The organism is Bacillus sp. OTU530 (assembly GCF_038440375.1).
The window spans coordinates 26719-49374 of record NZ_JASATP010000015.1 but is presented as its reverse complement, the minus strand read 5'-3'; the positions used below and the strand labels follow the sequence as shown (position 1 = coordinate 49374).

Here is a 22656-nt window from a genome sequence, read left to right as displayed (position 1 = left end):
ATTCACTTCTAGCTGGAAATTTATATTTTTCTACAGTGTAAAGAAAACTCGCTGATTGGCGAGCCCTGCCCTTGGGCGAAGACAGAGGCGTAGTTGCACTTACACTGTATTCCTAGCATTTCCGACTACATCGAACTCACTTCTAGCTGGAAATTTATTTTTCCTACAGTGTAAAGAAAACTCGCTGATTAGCGAGCCCTGCCCTTGGGCGAAGACAGAGGCGTAGTTGCACTTACACTGTATTCCTAACATTTCCGACTACATCGAACTCACTTCTAGCTGGAAATTTATATTTTCCTACAGTGTAAAGAAAACTTGCCGATTGGTGAGCCCTGCCCCTGGGCGAAGACAGAGGCGTAGTTGCACTTACACTGTATTCCTAACATTTCCGACTACATCGAATTCATTTCTAGCTGGAAATTTATGTTTTCCTACAGTGTAAAGAAAACTTGCCGATTGACGAGCCCTGCCCCTGGGCGAAGACAGGGGCTAGTTGCATTTATACTTGATTCCTAACATTTCTCACTACGTCGACTGTCTTCTAGCCAGAAATTGATACTTTTCTTAAAGTGTAAAAAAACCTTTGATTTTCATCTAATATTCTGATAATATCAACATGAAATCAATTGGGCTAACCAGTAGTCCAAAAATCTTTTTAAACGTGATGGGTATCTTATAAGTTCTGCAAAAGCGATAGCAAAAAAAAATACCGAATATTATGAGGAGGTATGGCCAAATGGCGATTGAGAAAGTAAATAAGAACAATCCATGGGCAAAGTTTCATGGCCCTAATCTTGGCTATGTGATCGAGCAATACGAGCAATACGTAAATGGGACCGACTCCGTTGATCCGGAATTAACGGAGCTTTTTGTAAAGTGGGGCTCTCCTTTATCCTTTGAAGCAAGCCCATTCCAAGAAAACATCGAAAGCTCAGCTTCTGTGCTTAGCAATGCAGCAGATACGGAAAAAATAATAAAAACAGTAAAGCTGCTTGATGACATTCGCTCATACGGACATTTATCAGCTCACATGAATCCGCTCGAGAAACAGGATATTAATCACTCTTTGCTAATTCCCGAAAAATATGGTTTAAGCAAGGATGATTTGCAAACAATTCCTGCTAAATTGGTATGGAAGGACGCACCAGAGAACATTCAAACCGCATTCGATGCGCTAAACCAGTTACAAGAAATGTACATGGGCTCTTTAGCTTATGAGTTCGCCCACGTCCATCATATAGAAGAACGAACATGGTTACATCAGATAGTAGAAAATGGCTCTTTAAGTCGGGCACTATCAAAAGCAGAACGAAGCAATCTGCTGAAGCAGCTGACAGAGGTCGAAGGGTTTGAACAGTTTTTACATAAAACCTTTGTCGGTCAGAAGCGATTTTCCATTGAAGGAGTCGACATGCTTGTACCAATGCTTGATGAAATGATTCGTGAAGGAGTCGAAGCTGGAGTACACAATGTGTTGATTGGCATGGCCCACCGGGGACGCTTAAGTGTGCTGGCACATGTGTTAGAAAAACCATACAGTAAGATTTTCTCTGAATTTCAACACGCTTCCACCAAACAACAAGATCCATCCGGCAAGCCTGTTAACATCAGTGAGGGCTGGACAGGAGATGTGAAATATCACTTAGGGCGCGACCGATTGATCGACGGTTCCTCTGCGATTCGCACCCGGATTACCTTAGCCAATAATCCGAGCCATCTTGAATTTGTCGATCCGGTGGTCGAAGGATTTGCAAGAGCAGCCCAGGAGGAACGACATAAAGCCGGTTGCCCTGAACAGGATATTATGAAAGCGTTCTCTATTTTAATCCATGGTGACGCTGCCTTTCCTGGCCAGGGAATTGTAGCGGAAACCTTGAATTTGAGCAAATTAAAAGGCTATCAAACCGGAGGAACGATCCATATCATTGTGAACAACATGGTCGGCTTTACGACAGATAGCCACGATTCCCGTTCTACGAGATATGCGAGTGATCTGGCAAAGGGATTTGAAATTCCGATTGTGCATGTGAATGCAGATGATCCAGAAGCATGCCTGGCTGCTGCCTATCTTGCGTACCAATATCGTGTCCGTTTTAAAAAGGATTTTTTGATTGACTTAGTAGGCTATCGACGCTTTGGCCACAATGAGATGGATGATCCAGCGGTTACGCAGCCACAGGTGTACAAGAAAATCGTAAAGCATCCAACTGTCCGGGCCTTGTATGCCGATCAATTACAAACAAAGGGCATTCTCAGCGAGGAAGACGTAGCACAAATTCAGCGCAGCGTGCAAGAAATATTGCAGGCTGAGTACGACAAGGTTGCAGAGAAAAAGCAGGCTACAACCGCTGAAGTAAAGGTACCAGAAATTATTGCCAATGGAATTCCAAGTATAGAAACGGGCGTGCCGCTCGATACTCTTCGTGAGTTAAATCGTGAATTGCTGAAGTGGCCAGAAGGATTTAATGTTTATCCAAAATTAAAGCGCATTCTTGAGCGCCGTGAAACCGCGTTAGCGGAAAATGGCAAAGTGGAATGGGCAGTAGCGGAAGCCTTGGCATTCGCGACAATGCTAAAAGAAGGCACACCAATTCGCCTAACCGGTCAAGATTCGGAACGTGGAACATTTGCGCAACGTCACATTGTCTTGCATGACACCGAGACGAATGAGACCTTTTCACCATTGCACCGTCTGCCGCAAGCCCGCGCTTCATTTGCGGTTCATAATAGTCCGCTGTCAGAAGCAGCTGTTGTTGGCTTTGAATACGGTTATAATGTCTTCGCTCCTGAAACACTCGTGATGTGGGAAGCGCAGTATGGTGATTTTGCCAATACCGCCCAAGCGCTCTTTGACCAATTTGTTTCAGCGGCAAGAGCGAAATGGGGTCAAAAATCAGGCCTTGTTCTCCTATTGCCTCACGGTTATGAAGGACAAGGTCCAGAACACTCAAGCGCCCGTCCAGAACGCTTTTTACAGCTGGCAGCTGAAAATAACTGGACAGTCGCGAACTTAACGAGTGCGGCCCAATATTTTCATATTTTACGTCGTCAGGCGTCAATTTTAGGAACAGAGTATGTGCGGCCGCTAGTCATCATGACACCAAAAAGTCTGTTGCGTCATCCACTGACCGCTTCTGTTGGCACAGAGCTTAGCGAAGGACATTTCCAAACAGCAGTGGAACAGCCACAGCTTGGCGGAAAGGTCGACAAAGTAAAGCGTTTAGTATTAACAACAGGAAAAATGGCCATCGATTTGGCAACGGAGATCGAATCGGGTAAGGAAAATCGAAATTTGGATGAGATACACATCGTTCGGATCGAACAGTTATATCCATTTCCGAAGCAAAAGGTAGAGGCTATTATGCAACGTTATCCTAATCTAGAAGAGATGATTTGGGTGCAGGAAGAGCCGAAAAATATGGGAGCATGGCACTATATCGCTCCACTTCTCCTGGAACTAGCTTCCGGAAGCCTAAAGGTGGACTATATTGGACGGCCGGAACGTTCAAGCCCTTCAGGCGGTGACCCAGCTGTTCATAAAAAAGAACAAGAACGGATTGTCCAGCAAGCATTGAGAATTGAAGATCCAGCAGATAGTCAGAAGCAAGAAAAAGTGTTAGTGACAAGCTGACAATGGCAATCAGCGAAACGCTCAGTTAAAAGGTTTCTTTAAAGTAGAAAGACTCAAAAAACAGGAGGGTGCAACACATGATTGAAATTAAAGTGCCAGAGCTTGCAGAATCTATTACAGAGGGAACTATTTCAAGCTGGCTTATCAAGGTTGGAGACAGAGTAAACAAAGGGGAAAGTGTCGTTGAGCTTGAAACAGATAAAGTAAATATTGAAGTAAACGCAGATGATGCCGGAGTATTAACACAGCTATTAAAACAGCCTGGTGACATCGTAGAGGTTGGAGATGTTATTGCTATTTTAGAAGAAAATGCAGATGTCAGCGCACCTGCTGCCGAGCCTGTCGCCCAACAAGCTCCTGCCCCAAGCGCACCTGCTGCGCCAGTTCATAATCAAGCTGTACATCGCTTTCCAAGCACAGGTCAGCCTGTTGCTTCACCGGCAGCTAGAAAGCTAGCACGTGAAACAGGAATTGATTTAAATGACGTACGAAGCGCTGATCCACTGGGCAGAATTAGAACGTCTGATGTGAAGGCAGCAATCTCTCCAGCTCCTGCGGCAGAAGCACCAAAAACAGAAAAACCTGCTCAAAAGCCTGCAGCTGCACAGATGGAAACAGAGTTTGCAAAGCCGGTAGAACGTGTGAAAATGTCCCGCCGCCGCCAAACCATTGCCAAGCGTCTTGTGGAAGTGCAGCATACAGCAGCGATGCTAACTACATTTAATGAAGTAGATATGTCTGCAGTAATGAAACTGCGTGCAAAACGTAAGGATGCATTCTTTGAAAAGCATGGTGTCCGCCTTGGCTTCATGTCATTCTTTACAAAAGCTGTAGTAGCAGCACTTAAGAAGTACCCGCTGCTCAATGCAGAAATTCAAGCTGATGAAATTATCGTAAAGAAATTTTATGATATCGGCATCGCAGTGGCAGCACCAGAAGGATTAGTGGTACCAGTTGTACGCGATGCAAACCAAAAAAACTTTGCTGAAATCGAAGGTGAAATTAGCCAGCTCGGCAAAAAAGCACGTGATAATGCTCTTACCTTGAAAGAGCTGCAAGGAGGCACATTTACGATCACAAATGGCGGCGTTTTCGGTTCCTTAATGTCAACACCGATCTTAAACAGCCCGCAGGTTGGAATTCTCGGGATGCATAAGATCCAAACAAGACCAATCGCAATTGATGAGGAGCGGATCGAAAACCGGCCAATGATGTACATTGCTCTTTCTTATGACCACCGCATTGTTGACGGAAAAGAAGCAGTCAGCTTCCTAGCTACCGTAAAAGAATTATTAGAAAACCCTGAATCCTTATTATTAGAAGGATAATAACTTTATATAGTGCTAGTGTAAAGAAAGGGCAGGTTTCCAAAAAAGGAAACCTGCCCTAATTAAAAATGATCCATGAACTACCTGTTCGACACGTCATCCTCGTTAACAGAAGCGTCCAAATTGAATGCAACTAATTGGTTTATTAGTTCATGTTGTTTGTTATTCACCTTAGTATATCGACAAAAAGTATCTGCTTTATGGTCAAACATTGTGTCGCATCCTGTTTGTATAGCGTTAGGATATATAGCCAGTTTATCATACCTTACTTTCATACACATGGAGGATTAAACAATGAAGCAATTCATAAATATGCGTTATCCAGTGGAATTATTAAGACGTATTGATGATTTTAAGGAAAAGAATGATTTTACAACTCGTACACAAGCTATTATTTATCTTATTCAATTCTCGCTTAAGAAATTGGAAAAATCAGATGTAAAATAATTATTTTTCTCGAAAGTAATTCATCCCTGTTTATTTATAGTTTTTTGTAGAGCTGCAGCAGGGATGAATCCATCGTGTAATCCAAAGGAGGGAACATAAGAAAATTGAAAAAGAAATGGATCGGCTCATTGATTTGTATGATTCTCCTTGTGGCCTTCATCAGCTTTATCGTTCGCTTTCTTAAAGAAGATGACAGGCCTAAAGTGGTTGTGGTGTTAAAAACCTTAGATAAAGAATATTGGAGAATCTTTAAAGCAGGTACAGAAAAGGCGTTTCATGATTTTGATATAGATGGTAAAGTAGTAGCTCCAGATTCCGCATACCCAATTACAAAGCAATTAAATATGTTAAAAGCTGTTGTGAAGGAAAACCCAGATGCATTAATCGTTACTCCATCTAATCCATCTCTTACCATTCCTGTATTGGAAGAATTTAAGCAAAAACACATTCCAGTGCTGCTTGCAGATACGGATTTCAAGTGGACGGACAAAACCGCTTATATAGGAACAGATAATCTTGAATTAGGAAAAACAGCAGGCGCACTGTTAGGTTCGATGTTACAACCTGGGGACCAAGTGGCCCTTATTGGCGGAAATTCAGACGAGCCCGTCTTCAATGATCGAATCAAAGGGGCGAAACAGACTTTAGCGGATGCTGGAATCGAAATTGCCGCAGAGCAGTCAGGGTATGACGATACGGGCCACGTAAAATCAGTGATGGAAAACATATTACAGACTTATCCTGATATCAAGGGCGTAATTGCTGTTAATGATCTAATAGCTCTAGATGCCTTAAAAACCATAGAGAAACAAGGGACAAAAATTCCTGTTATCGGGGCTGATGGCATTACTGAAATGGTTAAGTATATTGAAAAGGGAAATGTAGATGCTACCGTAGCGCAGAATCCTTACGATATGGGTTATTTAAGCGTTAAACAAGCGCTGAAAGCAATTAAGGGAGAAGCTGTCGAGAAAAGAATTGATAGCGGGATTGATCTGATAACTCAGGATAATGCAAAAGATAAATTAGATTTTTTGGCAAACGCAGTGAATTTGCGATAATGATTTTTTTAAGACTTTAGGGGCTTTTGGTCACCCTTTTTCCAAAGCCCCTTGTTTATTTCATAAAAATTTTACTAGGCTGTTGAAAACAGACTCTATCATTTGTGCTGGGCGTGGCAAATCCGGGAAGAAAAGCAGAAGGATGGCCAGTACCCATTCCATCGCTACCAATATGACAAAGATTGACTTCTCCTTTTTCTGGTTCGGGTTCATTCTAGGCCATTCATACAGAAACATAAGAGCAACCACTAGTGTTACACCTATAACAAAAAACCATTTCAATTTTCTTCACCTCACTGTTGAGCACTTCCCATACCAGTTCTAAGAATATGAGCCTTGATATCAAACGTCACCTCAACCTCAGGGAATTGCTCCTTCCAGTCATCCTTCATTTCAGTCCATTTGTGGGGATATTTTTGCTCAAAGGCGTGTGCGAAGCCGAAAATATCGGCTTTCATTTCTTTTTGCACTTGATCTATCGTTTTTGTTAAACGTGCCTTTATCTTTTTATCTACCGCTCTCTCCAACACCTTCCCATTTTTCGGATCCTCCAGCTTCAAACTACTTTCGTTTAAAATCACTTCAGCCTCCATTACCGCTTTAACAGTCAGCTCCAATTTTCCATCCTTGATTTTCGGGTTAAGCTTCGTGTACGCCTGAATGATATGCATTGAAATATATCCATTTACCTCTTTGGGATTCACTGTAATGTTGGCGTCCTCAATTTCGTTTCTTATCCAAAGCACCCCCCTCGTTACTTCATCATTAAGAGAGCCGACCATTTTGTCCTGCTTAAAAACAGCGGTACGATTAATATACGCAATGGTTTGTAAGGAATTTTGGCCCTTTTCTGCTGATAATCGATCAATCATCGGAAGAGCTGCTGCATCTTTTTTCAACATTTGCAGTAACTCAATTAATGTCACGTGCATCAGGACCTTAGATGCAGCCAATTCCCGCAGCACTTCAGATGAGCTTTTTTCAAGAGGAGGATGCAGGACTAGCACATCCTTTGCACTTCCCTTTGCGACAAACACATAAGCTCTGAGTCGAGGCTCCGAATACCGGATAAAGAAATCGATTTGATCACGGATCCCCTCTTTCGCCAATTTCTCACCAATCACAATCACTTCTGAATGACCCCAAAAGACCTTTCGTGGAATTTTTTCTTTCAGGTCCTCGAGAGCCTCTGCGATAGTGACTCCCTGTCCAGTTCTGATCATAGTTGAACCTCCGCCTCCACCGCCTCCGCCACTGCTTTCTTGATTAAGCTGTGCTGCAGGAATAGCAATTTCAACGGTCACTTCGATTACATTGTCTTTCTTTTTATCTAATCCAATTCCCCTGATAAGGGCGATATCATTTAGTTCTGTTCGATCCCAACAACCGCTAAGAAGCAGCATACTTGTACAAGCGAAAATCAACAGGAGGATTCTCATCCGTTTGCTTCCTCCTTATTTTGCTGCTTCCCTTTTCGTATGTAAGCAACAAGCAGGAGAAATAACGGGATAGCCGTTTGCATAACTGGGTCCATAAAATGGGCAATCTGATTATGACTAGTTAATACCCATTTATTGGGTACTTGCCAGATCGACATCAGAATCATTAGAAAGCCGACCGGAAAGACAATTGGACGATAGTCTGACAGGTTTAGCCACTGAGCAAGTCCCAATACCAATGCATAATAAATGACGCCAATTTTCATAAACGCCCCCGCAATCCAACATGCCATGACGAGAGATTCAAGATGGGAAAGGAAATCAGCAATACTAATATATGTAACAGCAGCCATTAACGGAGCCTCAAAATTTCCCGTGGACTCTCCAAACACCAAAAGAGTAATGAGGTTTGTCACTACCATCGTCAGCACTACGGCAAATAACGAAATCACCGCCCATTTCCTTCCCTTTGTTCGGTCCGTTACCATAGGGAGAAAAAAGGAGATGTAAAAAAATTGACAAAACCAAATATTCAGGAAGATAGTTGCCCTTATCGATGGCATAATTCCGTTTCCCATGATGGGAAATACATGTTTCATTTCTAAATCTGGAAGCAGAAGGATTACGATGAGGATAAGGGCCACTAGTAAAATGGGCACAATCATTTCCGCCAGCCTTCCCAGTACCTCCAGCCCCCCTCTTATCGCAAAAGCACAAGTCATGATCATACTTGCTAGAATGACAACTTTCGGGGTTTTGGGAAGAAAGTTACCCATCATAAACTCCCCATATTGAAAGATAACATAGCTGCTTGAGTGTAAGTAAAACAGCAAAAGGATTCCCCCGAGGATCTTTCCTAAAACGGGCCCTAAAATATTACAGCTGTATTGGATAACAGTCTCTTTTGGATAGAATCGGTGCAAACGGTACGCTATAAATATCGTCAATGCCCCCGTAACAGAGGCTAAAATAGGGGGAATCCAGAGATCGCGTCCTGCATATTCAAACATAGAAGCTGGCAAAAAAAGAATCCCAGTTGCGATGATCGTAGGATAAATCATCAGCCCCATTTGTAACGAAGATATTTTTCCTTTCTCCATCAGTCTGTTTCCCCCCCATTTTTAGGGCCTGGTTTTTGCTGAGGTGCTTGACGGTATTGATTGTATTTCCCTGTTAAATGCGGGCGTGTGTTTAATGCCCACCAAGGGGCTCTTATGAGTACATCCTTCATATCTCTTCCTTTCATCGGAGCCATTGGGGAAAGGTATGGAACACCGAAGGAACGTAAGGTGCATAAGTGGATGAGAATGTTGATAAGGCCTAGCATCACTCCGAGTAATCCCAGTATACCCGCCATAAATATCATCGGAAAGCGCAACAACCTTATAGAGGCTCCAAAGTTGTAGCGGGGAATAGTAAAAGAAGCGATTCCCGTAAGAGCGACCACCATAACCATTGGAGCTGAAACTAAACCTGCCTCAATGGCTGCCTGACCAATTACTAAGGCCCCTACAATACTAACGGCAGCCCCCACCTGCTTCGGCAGCCTGACTCCAGCCTCACGTAAAGCTTCAAAGGTAACCTCCATTAATAACGCTTCTACGAACGCCGGAAAAGGGACATTTTCCCGAGAAGCTGCCATACTAAGGATCAGCTTCGTAGGTACCATCTCCTGGTGGTAGCTTAAAACCGCTACATAGATTGAAGGAAGGAAAAGGGCTAGCAGCATAAGTAAATAGCGTAACCAGCGGATTACTGAACCTAACGTAAAATGTTGGTAATAATCTTCACTAGCTTGAAGCAATGCATAAAGAGTCGTGGGCGCAATCAATGCAAAAGGACTGCCATCGACAAGAATAACAACACGGCCCTCCAGCAAATTGGCAACAGCTGTATCAGGTCGTTCGGTACTCATAATCTGGGGAAATATAGAAAACGGATTATCCTGTATCATTTCTTCCACATACCCGCTGTCGACTATTCCATCGATGTCGATTCGCTGCAGACGATTTGTCACCTCTTCGATCAGGGTTGTATCTGCAATTCCTTCCACATAGGAAATGATAATATCCGTTTCGGTATATCGCCCAATTTTTATGGATTTCATTTTTAATTGAGGACTTTTGATCCTTCTTCGCAGCAGTGATGTATTCACTCCTAGTGTTTCGATAAATCCTTCACGCGGTCCTTTTACAACCGATTCCGAAGTGGGTTCCTCAATCGAACGCTTCTCCCATTGAGCCAGTCCTAAGGCCGCCCCCTGACCTTCTCCATCAATTAATATGACTGGATTGCCTCTAGATATTTGTCCGATACAATCATCCAAGGTTTTCACTTCTGTTACCTTTGAAACAGATACTGTTTCCTTCAGCCATTCGGTAAGCTGCTGTCGCTCTCCTTTTGCCTCGTGCATTAATGGCGAAAGCACATTTATATCCATCTCTTGCACATTCGATAAACCCTCAATATAAATTAGTTTTGCCTGTATTTGTCCGCCAATCAAGAAAGGCCGAAACACGACATCCGAGCAATCTGTATAGAGAGAACGAAGAAGCTGGAGATTTTGATCCAAGTCCGAAGAAAGCAATTCCTGCTGCTTCTCCTCCTGCTGATCTTGATCTATTCTATTATCCTTAGACCTCCTAAACATCATTTACATCCCTCTTTTTTTCTATATAACATCCATCTTTACACTTCAATTTCAGCTAATTATTCGTGTACCATTATGGACAAAATAAAAGAGATTTAAACGACACCTTGCCTCTACCCCTATATACGGATATACAAGTCAACTGCATAGCCAGGGACAAACTGTTGCTCTTATACTTTATTGCTAAAATTTCTCACTACGTCGAATGGGCTTCCTGTTAGAAATTTATCCTTTCTTAAAATGCAAAAAATCACCATTCTCATCAATTCATTGACTAGTCAACGCATTAATGAAAACGGTGATTCCTTTAGGGTGTATAACTCAAAAACATGTTTTTGCACTTCGAGCAACCCTCTCTTCGTTGGTAGATACAAGTCTGATAAAGTCTGTGTATCATTACTAATAGCTAAAGAAACCAATTAATAAATTTCCTTAATACCAGATAAACGAATGGAGAAGATCTTTTGCTGTTCATCCTTTAAGGAAAGGGTTTGTTGATGCAGATCAAGCTTGCAAACACGACCCTTACATGTTTGTAACAACCCATTTTTATAGTAATTAATAGTGAGCAAGTGATTTTTTATTAATGCTTTTAGAATCATTTTATTTATCTCCTTTCTAACAAATGGTCTGTGTCGATAACACTCTTCAAATGAGTGACTACTTATAAAAAGTTACAGGAAGCTATGCAGCTTTAAGATATCGGTTACTACACTTTTATTATAGCTCAGAATTTAGGCAGCGTTTACAATCACATTTGAACACTTTGTGAAAATTTGCACAAGATGCAATTATCGCAATATGAAAGTGCAAGCACACACATTCTCAGCAAAGTCTTATGGATTGTTCGACCCGTTCATAATGTTCGTAAAAGTGACTTGTATGAACGAAGAACTCCTAGCTTATTAGAAGATGGGAGTTCTTCATTGGTTCTAGCCCAAAATGAGCCCGGTATTCAAAACTACATTCTTCAGTAAACTTGATCAGGATAAAATCATATAGGTAGCAGTCCCCATTGCCACTAATTTCCCATCCGGATTTACTATCTCGGCCTGTCCTACTGCCAGAGTTCTTCCTCGATGAGAAAGTTTAGCTTTAGCAATCAAATAGCTTCCTTTGGCGGGACGAAGATAGTTGATTTTCAGCTCAACTGTGGTCGAGACCTGATCCTGTGATAGTGTAGAACGTACGGCAGAACCGACAGCACCATCAATAAGGGAGGCAAGAACTCCTCCATGAACGGAGCCTCTCCTTTGGTGTAGGTTTGGTGTTATATTTATCCTTAACTCAGCATACCCTTCTTCAATTACTTGCTCTTCCATCCCAATATAATCCCAAAAAGGGCTCATTCCCGGTTCAGTTTTCTTCATAGAGTAAGTCCCCCCTTTCTTTTGTTATTCATTACAATAGCCAAGGGCTTATTGCGACTGAATCCTTTATGAAATTAACTCATTCTGACGTGACTCTGGGTCAGCACTTTCAATTGGCTCTAGATCTGTCAGCAGGAATGTATAGCTCAAAATCCCAGCGATGAGAAAGGCTGCTGCTAATAGGAACGCATACATAAAAGAGCCGGTGGCCTGAACGATAAATCCTGTAGTAATTGGCGCTATAATTGCCATCGAATTGTTTCCAAAGGTTAAAAGTCCTGTCAATGTTCCCACACTTCCCTTAGGTGCAATAAAGGTTGGGATGCTATAGGCAACCGCCGACGTAACTACAAGACCACCAAGAGCCAGTGAAATCCAAAATACAGCCATATTTACACTATGAGTGAACGCTGCACCAATGATTGATAGGCCGAAAATCATCCCCGTAACTAAAAATGTTTTGCATACGCGCGTTCGATTGTAGCCCTTATTAATGAGACGATCTACGAGCCAGCCACCAATGACAAGCTCTGTGATTGTACCAACAATCCACGGAATCGCCGAGTACCATCCAGATTTCAATATTGACATGCCCATTTCTGTTGCAAGGTAACCTGGAAGCCAGGTGAGGAATAAAAACCATGAATATCCATAGGATGCAAATCCAATAAAGACTGCCCACACTTTTCGTTTTGTTAATAAGTAACGCATGTTTTTCATTGTACTGCCTGAAGCTTCTTTTGAACTTTGTGAACCGCCCTCGGTAATATATTGATATTCTTCCTTCGTCAAACGTTTATCTTCATGCGGTTCACGGTACCATATCCAAAACACAACGGCATAGACCAAGCTGAGAATAGCAGTTGCCAAAAAGCCGCCGCGCCATCCCCATTCAGTCACGACCAAGGCTAGTATCGGAGCACCAATTGCATTGGAAAGCTTAGACTGCGAATCATAAGTAGCGATGGCCCTCCCTCGTTCATTTCGCGGAACCCATTGACTGACTGCCTTGGCAGCAGACGGGAAAAATGGAGCCTCTCCCACACCCAATAAGACCCTGGATAAGATAATCAATCCCCATCCATTAGCCACTGCGGTTAAAAGGCAAGCTCCTGCCCAGATAACCGTAGCCACCCGCGTTATCCATTTAACGCCGATCTTGTCCAATAAAGGCCCGATAGGAAGTTGAAGAAGAGCGTACGACCAAGCAAAGGCAGATAAGAAAATCCCCATCTGACCTGCTGTCAAATCAAATTCCTTTTGTAATAACGGCATTGCGATCGACATATTGATTCGGTCGAAATAGTTCACGATCACACCAAAAGCAATTAAGATTACAATTGACCAACGATGTTTTTTCATACTTTCCCCCATTTATTCGAATGTTTTATCCATCCACCCGTAAGTATGCGCTTTCATTTCCGTTCGGAATTACTACTAACAACACGCTGCTCCTGCCTCATGTGTTAGTTTTAAGTATTGAGATGAGATAAGGAAAAGCTCCTCATCTCATTGTTCTTAATCGTTAGACAGCTATCCTTGAAGGCGATAGCACCATAACAACCAAGGCGGATCATCACCTGAGTTTACCTGCTGATGAAATTCTCCCCCGAGACTGAACATGAGCCGCTATCGCATGCTATTCGATTGCCGCTACGGCAGCTCTCAGGCCAAGGAGGTAGCTTTCGACTCCGAATCCGCAGATTTGCCCCTTTGCAATATCTGCAAAAACTGAATGATGTCGAAACTCTTCTCTTGCGTGAATATTAGACATATGAATCTCAATAATTGGTACCGTAAGAATGGCAAGAGCATCACGCAAGCCATAACTATAATGGGTCCATGCACCGGCGTTAATAATCACGGCATCCTTATTCTCTAAAAAGGCTTGATGAATTCTTTCGCACATCTCGCCTTCATGATTAGTCTGAAAGCTTTCTATCTCAACATCTAGCTCATTTGCCAGTTCATTTAGGCGCTCGTTGATCTGATCAAGAGTGATTGTACCATATTGCACAGGATCCCTCTTCCCAAACATGTTGTGATTGATTCCGTGCAGCATCAGAATTTTTTTCATATGATCTCCCCCTTTGTTTTAATAGAATGGAGATTTCCACCATCCTATGGCACTAAGCAAATATCTTGCGAATACAAGTAAGCGCTATCTTATAGCTCGGCATAACTTCCACCTGATGCCACGTAGCATTTTCCTAAGCGTTCAGTTAATATTATCTATCTATAGAAGTAGCCTTTATCTAGATTCATCAGGCCTTTGCGAAATGAGTCTGCGTTCTCGAAGTCCATGTACGTTTACTAACACATGTGAAACGAGTAAGCCTCAAGATACGTCTTCGCAGTCTGCAGGCAACGTCGTGCATGTTCCTCATACCCTAGTTCCTGAGCGCGTTTGTCGTGGGGCAGCTCAATTGAGTAAGGAATCTCAGGAAGCCGATTCACGATATTCGCAATATCAATGCCGCCTTCTCCTATATACAAACGTGCCTCGCGAAGAATTTTGGTCATCTCTTCTTTTGAGGTTGGAATTTCCGCAGGCGCATCGCAAAGATGAAGGAAACGGAACCATTCGCGCGGCACCGCGTCCAAATCCTCAGCCTTATCTCCTGCGCGATGGAAATGATGGATATCGATCATCAGGCCAGCGTTTTCCTGGTTTGCGGTACGAAGAACATCAAGAGTTCCCGCAAGATTGGTTACACTCGCAATCGGAACATACTCTAATTCAATTGTCAGTCCAAATGGTTTAGCTAGCTCGCAAAGCTCAATAAAACGCTCCATATACAAATTGCGATCGTTCGTCCAGATACTGCTAAGAACATGGCGTCCGCCGAGTTCAGCCGCTGCTTCCATAGCAGGTACATATTTCTTTGGATCAACGTCCGCACAAATACGTGCCAGTTCGATGTCAAGAAGCTTCACTCCCGTTTCAGCAAGTGCAGCTTTCGTTTCCCGCATCATCTGTTTATTCTCGGCTAACGCATAGTTCGGCTCGCCGGGCAGACCCATATAAATGGGTCTGAGGCTGATGAAATCATAGCCAGCTCTTGCGGCAAGGTAAGCCATCTCTGGTGGTGTACAACCAAGCACTGTAAGATGGGCTAGGGAGAATTGTTTAGTCATCTTCTTTTATTCCTCCAATCATATAGTGCTTTTTAGCTTTAAACAGATACGTGGTGAACCTTCTTACCTGGAGAATAAATATCCATGATGTTCCAGTGTCCAGCAGTTGGTACCGGGTTGTTTAGCATCGCAACATCGATAACGACCGGTTTATTGGACGCAATGGCCCGTTGTAAAGCAGGCTTAAATTCCTCCGCCGCTTCGATTTTAATTCCTTCCACGCCGTAAGCTCTTGCGATAGCTGCATAGTCAGGAGAATAAGGTTTTCCGTCTTTTTCAAACAATGTCCCAAGAGTTGTGCCGTAGTGGGCCTTTTGCAAGCCGGCAATCGTACCGAACGCATAATTATTCATGATGATCCACACAACCGGGATATTTTCCTCAGCCGCTGTTGCAAGCAAGGCAGGATTTTGTCCAAAACCACCATCGCCTACCAACGAAACCACCACTTTATCCGGCCGCGCAATTTTTGCCCCTAAGGCTGCTGGAGCGCCAAATCCCATTGTGGCGAAACCGCCAGGCGTTAAAATGCTGCCTGCTTCATAAATTGGGAACTGCTGTCCCACCCCGTTTTTATTCCAGCCTACATCTGTTGTAATGTACGCATCTTTTGGCAGGACTTCACGAACTTCTTCTAAAATGCGCTGAGGCTGCATTGGGAAAGAGTTGTCGGTAATAAATTTTTGATTGCTGTTTTTGAATTCTTCTCGATATGCAGCAATTTCTTGTTTAAGCTCCTCATTTTGCAAGCCTTCTGGTACCAATTCTTTTGCCACACGATTCAGAACCGTTAATGCTTGTTTTAAATCCGCGACCACCCCGATTTCGACTGGATAGTTCCGGCCGATTTCGCTTGGATCGATATCAATTTGAATTAATTTCGTCGGCGGGAAGTTAAAGGTATATTCTGACTCCCATGAACTGCTGTCGGCTTCGGCAAAGCGAGTGCCTAACGCAAAGATATAGTCCGCTTCTTTACATTTATTATTAATAAACTTCGTTCCCCAGAAGCCTGTCATTCCTAATGTGAATGGATGGTCATCAGAAACGGCGCCTTTTCCCATAAGCGAATGGGCAACCGGAATACTCAAATGGTTAACAAGTTCTCTCAGCTCTTGCGCTGCATCTGCTAGCATAATCCCTCCACCCACATAGAAGAGCGGATTTTGGGCATTCACAAGGGCCTGAATGATTTTTTTCGCTGTAGCATCATCAATCGAAGGCTTATGAAGCGCTTTCGTATTGTGGTTTAGCTTCTCAAATAACGCCGGATCCACTTCCTTCGAGAAGATATCCATTGGTACAGATACTAAAACTGGTCCCGGATTTCCGCTTTCCGCCAGTTGGAAGGCCTTCTCCATAATTTCCGGGAATAAATCTGGACGATCTACGCGCCAGGCACGCTTAACAAATGGACGATAAATTTCATACTGCGAAGCATCCGCATGTAGGTTGACTTCCTGATGTGGATGTTTGCCGTAGTAGTGACTTGGAACATCCCCAGCAATCACGACCATTGGAATAGAATCTAAGGCTGCATTGGCAACCCCTGTAGCAGCATTGGTTAGGCCAGGCCCTAAATGACTTAATAAAACAGAAGTTTGTTTTTTCGCTCTCGCATATCCATCAGCCATATGAGCGGAGATTTGTTCGTGTCTGACATTGACAAATTTGATTGAGCTGTTTTCCAAGGCAGTTAAAACCGCAATATTTGTATGCCCGCAAAGACCAAAAATGTGTTCAACTCCTCTGTCCTCCAAATACTTAACTAACTGATGAGAAATGAGATTGTTCATTCGCTTTGTTCCTCCTTAAAGTTCAAAATAATTTCTCCATACTGTCCTGAAACAGCCGCTTCAGCTATTCTCTCGTCTCTTGTAAATGTTCCTATAATAATAGAAGCAATTGATTATGAACGCTTTAACTGTTCATTGTTTTTATTCACTAACAGGAAGCTGCAATACGATCATTTTGGTTTCTGTCATATCCTCAATCGCATAACGAGGACCCTCACGTCCAATTCCACTATTCTTCACTCCGCCATAAGGCCAGTGATCCAGTCTGAAGTTCGACGTGCCATTAATCACGACACCACCGACTTCCAATGAATGAGCGACTTTATAAGCCAAATCCATTTGATTTGTAAACAATCCTGCCTGAAGTCCAAAGGAAGAGTCATTAGTCTCTGTAATGGCTTCTTCAATAGTTTCATAAGGAATGATACTCACAATCGGTCCAAACACTTCCTGACAAACGACCTTGCTCTGTTTAGGAGGATTTAATAGAAGCGTTGGTTCTACTGTTGCGCCATGCTGTTTACCGCCACATACAACGGTTGCACCTAACTGAACGGATTCATCAATCCAATCCATTACCCGTTTTGCTGCATTTGTATCGACTAAACAGCCGACATCCGTATCAGGTAATAAAGGATCCCCGATGTTAAGCTTTAATATCTCTTCTTTTAAAAGGTCTGTAAACGCTGGAACAACGGAGTGATGCACATAAATTCTTTGGACGGAAATACAGCTTTGTCCTGAATTACTGAAGCCTGTTCTCGCACACATTGTGGCAGCTCGCTTTAAATCGGCATCTTCATGGACGATAGTAGAAGCATTTCCGCCCAATTCAAGAAGGACTTTTTTCATATTGGCTAATTCGCATATATTTCTGGCAGCCACTACCCCGCCAGTAAAGGAAATCACATTAATCCGGTCATCCTTGATAATTTGCTGTCCGACTTCTACTCCACCAAGCACCATGTTGACAGCGCTTTCGGGTAAACCAGCCTCTAGTAATAACTTTAAAAGTTCAGTAGCAATCAGCGCTGTTTGCGGCGCCGGTTTTAAAATCACACTATTACCTGCTGCAAACGCTGGACCAACTTTATGGCAAACAAGATTAAGCGGCGCATTAAACGGTGTAACGGCTGCGATCACACCAACCGGTACACGGAAAGTAGCTGCAATCGCTTTTGTTCCTCTTTCAGAGGCATCACCAGGTAATGTTTCCCCCATTAATCGTTTCGCTTCTTCACCTGATAGCTCTAAAGTTTCAATGGAACGGGATACTTCATCAAGCGTGTTTTTTAATGGTTTTCCTAATTCAAGAGAAATAAGCCTAGCAAATCTCTCCTTCTCTTGTTCTAGTAAGCTGGCAGCTCGCTTTAAAATCTTGGCACGTTCATGGGAAGGAATATTAGCAATTTGTTTTTTAGCTGCATAAGCAGCTGCCAGTGCTCTTTCAACATCGTCTGGCGTTGCAAGTACTTGCTCACCAATGACTTCCCCAGAATAAGGGCTTTTGATCAAAGCAGTTTCACGCTCTGAAGAAATCCATTCCCCATTAATATAAGGTTGCGCTTTTTTTATACTCATGTTTTATCACCTATCCTTCTAAATGATAGCTCTTCAATCCCTTTAGGTTTAAATCAGCAATAGTATAAACGCTTTCATTTTTATTGCTTTCTGACAATAGAGAGTCAATATTTGCTGAATTCCCCCTCGTTGTTTATTCTTACCATGATCTTTGTTTCATACAGTGGAACGTGATTACATTGTGTGAAACTTTAAGTTGATTGTATCTCAATTTTTTTTAAGTTTCAATAGTTGATAAAGATAAAATTTTCAAAAAATTCCTTTACTATATTTCCGATTATTTAAACTTTGTGATTCGAATAGAACGGAGAATTGTTCATTTTTTATCCAAGAACTTGTTGTTTAAAATTAAGAAATGGAATCATGCTCTTGTTCCATACTCTTATTAAGGTGTCATGCTTGTAGCTTAAAAGTGTGTATTAAAACCGAAAATTTCTTACAAATGGATAGATATTAAAATTATAATCTGATACTATTCAACATATAGTTCCATTTACAGAAAATAAATTCCACTCAATGGAATATGAGTTATTTGCGCAAATCACATAGATCCAGCCAAATGTTTCGTTTCAAAAGTTAAAAATAATGCAAACTGCAAGCTTCATACATTCATTCTTTTTAAAAAGGGGGAAGGCTTAATGCGTGTTTACATCTACACTGCCCTGATTGTTTTATACGTTATTTCCAACTTTACATCAGGGATGATTCTGCATTTTAGTATTGGAATTATGGCAACAATCGCATTAATACTTTCATTTTTTTATGCAAAGGGATTATATCTAGTATCCGGGATTATTTTTTTTATGAGTGGAATTCTTTTGCTAATCTATAATAACGCCCCATGGTATACATTTTTGTTACATTTTGAACAAATGTTAGGGCTGCTTTCTTTATTTTTGGTTTTACCTTTTATTAATTCGCTCATTCGGTTTGGTCGCTATGATAAAAACCTTAACCTGCTACTACAAGATCAGGTAACATCCTTACCTAAGCTATACAGACGTAGCTATGTTGTTTGTCACTTTCTTGGGCTCTTCTTAAATATTGCAACGCTACCCTTATTAACCAATTCCTTAAAGGGGGCATTACAGAAGTTTCCAGAAAAAACACAAAACAAGTTCTACACTCAAAACCTATTACGAGCCTATGCCTTATGTCTTACTTGGAGTCCCATGGAGGTAATGGTTAGCACGACTATAGACATAACTCGAGTTCATTATTACAAAATTTTTCCGATCCTGATTTCTTTAGCCATTCTAACGATTTGTTTTGATTGGATTCTTTCAGCCTTCAAGTACAAAAATACCCATTTGTTGATTGAAAACCAACAGAAAATCAATTCGAAAAAGGTCTATAAAAAAATACTGCAGCTGCTGTGTATGCTACTCATCTTTACTTTAGCAGCTTCAGGGCTTCAGCATTTTCTTAATAAAGGATTTCTATTTTCCGTTGTTCTGTTAATCATTCCGTTTTCCATTATCTGGACTTTGTTTATTGGGGGAGTCAAAAGATATTTCATAATTACAATACCGCATTGGAAGAAACGAACAGAGGGATTGTCTAATTATTTTTTTATGTTTTTAAGTGCAGGATTTTTTGTAGAAATGCTCTCACTTTCAGGGTTATTATCCTTTTTAAAGCCCGTGTTCAGCTTAGCATCTGAAAAGACCTTATTATTTTATCTAATTATTGGAGCATATTTTCTTGTTACATCGCTCATTGGGTTTCATCCCTTAATTTCGCTTACATTTCTTGCAGAATTATTACAGCCTATTTTACCTATAGTAGATCCTATACCTTTGTCTATTGTCCTCATCTCTTGTAGTTTATCGACTGTTATGTATAGCCCTTACAACCTATCAGTTTCTATTTTGGCTAGTCAATTAACAATGAATCCATTTCAATTGGGCAGATGGAATATTGGCTTCGCGATATTCTATATGCTCTTAAGTATTTGTACGGCACATATACTTGGATATTTCTTGTAAGGACAGTACCACATCGCCATCGAGGTAAAATTCTATGGTACCTCCAAAATGAAAATTTTGTGTCTTTTATAGTAATGAAGCCCACTTTTATTGTTTTGGAGGTAATCAATCTCATTAGCTTAATGGGCATGAGGGAACAACAATGTACCACCCAAATCGGATACAGTTGTGTTTCACAATTAGAATAAGTTAAAAAAACGGATGCATTTTGCAACCGTCAGGATTTAATAATGAAAGCTATATAACTAGCAGATACTTTCTTCATACTTACACAGTATTTATTTTAATTTGGCTGTAAAGACTTTTGTTTCTCCAGCTTCTACTTGTTTTGAATTTTCCCACTCGAACTTAAACTTATCTTCTGCACTGTTTGTCACAACCATCGGAATGATTGTATTACATCCACTTTTCTCTATAAAGTTAAGATCTGCTTCAATGACTGTTTGTCCCCTTGTCACTTTATCTCCAAGTTTCATAAGGACATTAATCCCTCACCCTTAAGTCCAACCGTTTCTAGCCCAATATGAACAAGAATCTCTTCTCCTAGTTCTGTTCTAATTCCAAACGCATGCTTCGTATCAGCGACTAAAGTAATTTCACCATCCACAGGTGCAACAACTCGACCGTTTGACGGTTTAATCGCGATACCTTCACCCATAAATTTTTGACCAAAAACAGGATCTGGAACATTTTCTAACTGAACTAGTTCTCCTGAAACACATGCAAAAATTTCTTCGTTACTTTTATCTTTTTTAAATAATTTCTTAAACATGTATATAATCTCCAATCACTATTTATTAAGTAGCCAAACAACTACTTCGATATCCTTTCCTGTATAGACTTGCTTACACTTATTGCCTTAAGAGAAAATTCTTCCGCTAGCTGTGTTGAAAGGCCAATATAATTTTTAGGATCCAGCATCTCCCTGATTTGTTCTTCTGTAAAGGTTCCTGCTATTATTGGATTTTCACTCAGCACGTCAAAGTAACTCTTTCCCTCTAAATATGATTTCATGACTAATTCATATACTAAAGAATGTGCTGCATCCTTCCCCAATTCCCTAGCTATTTCCATCATGACAAACTCACTATTATCAAGACCATTATTTATTAAAACATTTTTGTACATTTTTTCCTTATTAATAGTCAATGTTCTAGTTAATTCCTCTCCTCTTAAGAGTATCTCTGTTGTTAAGGAGAGAGCTTCTTCTAAAGCTGCATCAAATAACATATATGAAGTACTATCACCTTCAAAAGGTCTTGAACATGAATAAAGGCCCATTGAAACTAACGAATATAACTTTTGAGAGTTTGCTATAATTCCTTTCGACAATTTTGGATTGATTTTATGGGGCATTGTACTACTACCTACTGTACCCTCTTGGAAACCTTCTGACACCTCGCCAAACTCTTCAATTGAAGTATAATAAACTTCTTCCGCTATTTTGTGGCAGGTACTTGCTAGCAAAGAGAGAGTCATGATATATTCCATTTTATGAGTACTCATATTTCTAGATGGAATATCCATGGAATGCATATTTAATAATGCAGCTACCCTATGCTGTACTTTTCTTCCTACTTCTCCTGATGAATTAAAAGCTCCTACAGCTCCACCCATCATTACAGTGAATACCCTTTTCTGTACTTCCTCCATTCTTTCGACGGAGGCTATTAACTCGCTTATCCAAACAGATACTTTATATCCATATGTTATGGGAATAGCATGTTTACCATGGGTCCTTCCAGGTAAAACAGTATCTTTATTATCTTCGGCCAATTTAGCTAAGTTTTTTAAAATTTCACCAACTACTTCTAAGAACTTATCATGTATTCTTTTCATGATAAGTAGTTGAGCCGTCTGCTGAATATTTTGAGTAGTTACTCCATAATGAACATATTTTCCACTTTCCTGATCACATGCTTGAACCAAAACTTTTAAAAATGGAACAAATCCGTGCCCAATTTTCTGCTGAATTTTATCCATTTGTTCCAAGTCTATATTTTCTAATTTACAGGCTAATTCTATATTTTTTGCTGCTTCACTCGGAATAATATCAAACTCAGCCTGAGCCTTAGCAAGAGCTGCTTCTACATCAAGCCAAGCTTGATATTTAGCTTCATTTGTTAACAGATATTTGATTCCTCTGTCATTCATCGTTTTACTTTTTGAATCATATAGTGCTCTCATATTTTCACTCCTACAAGAAGTCCTTTTATTATTTGATTAT

16 protein-coding genes and 1 pseudogene are annotated in these 22656 nt (G+C 41.2%); 5 read left to right on the top strand and 12 right to left on the bottom strand.

The features are described 5' to 3' along the window. Window positions 1–736: 736 nt before the first annotated feature. From AAHB12_RS13150 to AAHB12_RS13135, 4 genes are all read left to right on the top strand, one after another. A complete protein-coding gene (locus tag AAHB12_RS13150; protein WP_342045611.1) occupies window positions 737–3631 on the top strand; it encodes a 2-oxoglutarate dehydrogenase E1 component in 2895 nt (964 codons plus the stop codon). Window positions 3632–3708: 77 nt separating this feature from the next. Continuing rightward, window positions 3709–4959: a 2-oxoglutarate dehydrogenase complex dihydrolipoyllysine-residue succinyltransferase gene (gene odhB, locus AAHB12_RS13145; protein ID WP_342045610.1), complete on the top strand. Its 1251-nt coding sequence runs from the start codon at window positions 3709–3711 to the stop codon at window positions 4957–4959. Window positions 4960–5253: 294 nt separating this feature from the next. After that, complete coding sequence (locus AAHB12_RS13140) at window positions 5254–5406, top strand: hypothetical protein (RefSeq protein ID WP_342045609.1); 153 nt, start codon at window positions 5254–5256, stop codon at window positions 5404–5406. 104 nt (window positions 5407–5510) lie between these two features. Further along, window positions 5511–6467, top strand: coding sequence for a sugar ABC transporter substrate-binding protein (locus AAHB12_RS13135; RefSeq protein WP_342045608.1), 957 nt, complete (start codon window positions 5511–5513; stop codon window positions 6465–6467). Window positions 6468–6760: 293 nt separating this feature from the next. On the opposite strand, the gene AAHB12_RS13130 is transcribed toward AAHB12_RS13135, so the two are convergent. From AAHB12_RS13130 to AAHB12_RS13085, 10 genes are all read right to left on the bottom strand, one after another. Beyond that, the gene (locus tag AAHB12_RS13130) at window positions 6761–7906 is read right to left on the bottom strand and encodes a Ger(x)C family spore germination protein (RefSeq protein ID WP_342045607.1); all 1146 of its coding nucleotides are present in this window, start codon (window positions 7904–7906) and stop codon (window positions 6761–6763) included. Then, window positions 7903–9006: a GerAB/ArcD/ProY family transporter gene (locus AAHB12_RS13125; protein WP_342045606.1), complete on the bottom strand. Its 1104-nt coding sequence runs from the start codon at window positions 9004–9006 to the stop codon at window positions 7903–7905. The genes AAHB12_RS13130 and AAHB12_RS13125 overlap by 4 nt, the downstream gene beginning before the upstream one ends. Next, on the bottom strand, window positions 9006–10559 hold the full coding sequence (locus AAHB12_RS13120) for a spore germination protein (RefSeq protein WP_446715554.1): 1554 nt from the start codon (window positions 10557–10559) through the stop codon (window positions 9006–9008). Before AAHB12_RS13120 ends, AAHB12_RS13125 begins: the two co-directional genes overlap by 1 nt. 416 nt (window positions 10560–10975) lie before the next feature. Beyond that, entirely contained in the window at window positions 10976–11167 is a 192-nt protein-coding gene (locus AAHB12_RS13115) for a YolD-like family protein (protein WP_342045650.1), read from the bottom strand. A gap of 372 nt (window positions 11168–11539) precedes the next feature. Beyond that, window positions 11540–11926, bottom strand: coding sequence for a PaaI family thioesterase (locus AAHB12_RS13110; RefSeq protein ID WP_342045605.1), 387 nt, complete (start codon window positions 11924–11926; stop codon window positions 11540–11542). A 66-nt stretch (window positions 11927–11992) separates the two neighbouring features. Beyond that, window positions 11993–13288, bottom strand: a complete 1296-nt coding sequence (locus AAHB12_RS13105) for an MFS transporter (protein ID WP_342045604.1) — start codon at window positions 13286–13288, stop codon at window positions 11993–11995. A gap of 277 nt (window positions 13289–13565) precedes the next feature. Then, window positions 13566–14003, bottom strand: a complete 438-nt coding sequence (gene aroQ, locus AAHB12_RS13100; RefSeq protein ID WP_129727649.1) for a type II 3-dehydroquinate dehydratase — start codon at window positions 14001–14003, stop codon at window positions 13566–13568. A 236-nt stretch (window positions 14004–14239) separates the two neighbouring features. After that, window positions 14240–15064 carry a sugar phosphate isomerase/epimerase family protein gene (locus tag AAHB12_RS13095; protein WP_342045603.1) on the bottom strand — a complete coding sequence of 275 codons (825 nt, stop codon included), beginning with the start codon at window positions 15062–15064 and terminating at the stop codon, window positions 14240–14242. Between the two features lie 38 nt (window positions 15065–15102). Further along, window positions 15103–16860 (bottom strand): thiamine pyrophosphate-binding protein, encoded by a 1758-nt coding sequence (locus tag AAHB12_RS13090; protein WP_342045602.1) that lies wholly within the window; start codon window positions 16858–16860, stop codon window positions 15103–15105. A gap of 141 nt (window positions 16861–17001) precedes the next feature. Further along, on the bottom strand, window positions 17002–18441 hold the full coding sequence (locus tag AAHB12_RS13085; protein ID WP_342045601.1) for an aldehyde dehydrogenase family protein: 1440 nt from the start codon (window positions 18439–18441) through the stop codon (window positions 17002–17004). Window positions 18442–19079: 638 nt separating this feature from the next. On the opposite strand from AAHB12_RS13085, the gene AAHB12_RS13080 reads away from it, so the two are divergent. Next, entirely contained in the window at window positions 19080–20429 is a 1350-nt protein-coding gene (locus AAHB12_RS13080) for a hypothetical protein (protein ID WP_129727637.1), read from the top strand. A gap of 278 nt (window positions 20430–20707) precedes the next feature. Here AAHB12_RS13080 and AAHB12_RS13075 read toward each other — a convergent pair. After that, window positions 20708–21201 (bottom strand): annotated as a pseudogene (locus AAHB12_RS13075) (PTS sugar transporter subunit IIA). Window positions 21202–21242: 41 nt separating this feature from the next. Continuing rightward, entirely contained in the window at window positions 21243–22616 is a 1374-nt protein-coding gene (locus AAHB12_RS13070; protein ID WP_342045600.1) for a class-II fumarase/aspartase family protein, read from the bottom strand. Window positions 22617–22656 lie beyond the last annotated feature (40 nt).

Bases quoted from the DNA above. Each gene is read 5' to 3' on its own strand.
- AAHB12_RS13095 (WP_342045603.1), bottom strand. From the start codon at position 15,064: ATGACTAAACAATTCTCCCTAGCCCATCTTACAGTGCTTGGTTGTACA.
- AAHB12_RS13110 (WP_342045605.1), bottom strand. From the start codon at position 11,926: ATGAAGAAAACTGAACCGGGAATGAGCCCTTTTTGGGATTATATTGGG.
- AAHB12_RS13085 (WP_342045601.1), bottom strand. From the start codon at position 18,441: ATGAGTATAAAAAAAGCGCAACCTTATATTAATGGGGAATGGATTTCT.
- aroQ (WP_129727649.1), bottom strand. From the start codon at position 14,003: ATGAAAAAAATTCTGATGCTGCACGGAATCAATCACAACATGTTTGGG.
- AAHB12_RS13080 (WP_129727637.1), top strand. From the start codon at position 19,080: ATGCGTGTTTACATCTACACTGCCCTGATTGTTTTATACGTTATTTCC.
- AAHB12_RS13090 (WP_342045602.1), bottom strand. From the start codon at position 16,860: ATGAACAATCTCATTTCTCATCAGTTAGTTAAGTATTTGGAGGACAGA.
- AAHB12_RS13150 (WP_342045611.1), top strand. From the start codon at position 737: ATGGCGATTGAGAAAGTAAATAAGAACAATCCATGGGCAAAGTTTCAT.
- AAHB12_RS13130 (WP_342045607.1), bottom strand. From the start codon at position 7,906: ATGAGAATCCTCCTGTTGATTTTCGCTTGTACAAGTATGCTGCTTCTT.
- odhB (WP_342045610.1), top strand. From the start codon at position 3,709: ATGATTGAAATTAAAGTGCCAGAGCTTGCAGAATCTATTACAGAGGGA.
- AAHB12_RS13125 (WP_342045606.1), bottom strand. From the start codon at position 9,006: ATGGAGAAAGGAAAAATATCTTCGTTACAAATGGGGCTGATGATTTAT.
- AAHB12_RS13105 (WP_342045604.1), bottom strand. From the start codon at position 13,288: ATGAAAAAACATCGTTGGTCAATTGTAATCTTAATTGCTTTTGGTGTG.
- AAHB12_RS13120 (WP_446715554.1), bottom strand. From the start codon at position 10,559: ATGATGTTTAGGAGGTCTAAGGATAATAGAATAGATCAAGATCAGCAG.
- AAHB12_RS13140 (WP_342045609.1), top strand. From the start codon at position 5,254: ATGAAGCAATTCATAAATATGCGTTATCCAGTGGAATTATTAAGACGT.
- AAHB12_RS13070 (WP_342045600.1), bottom strand. From the start codon at position 22,616: ATGAGAGCACTATATGATTCAAAAAGTAAAACGATGAATGACAGAGGA.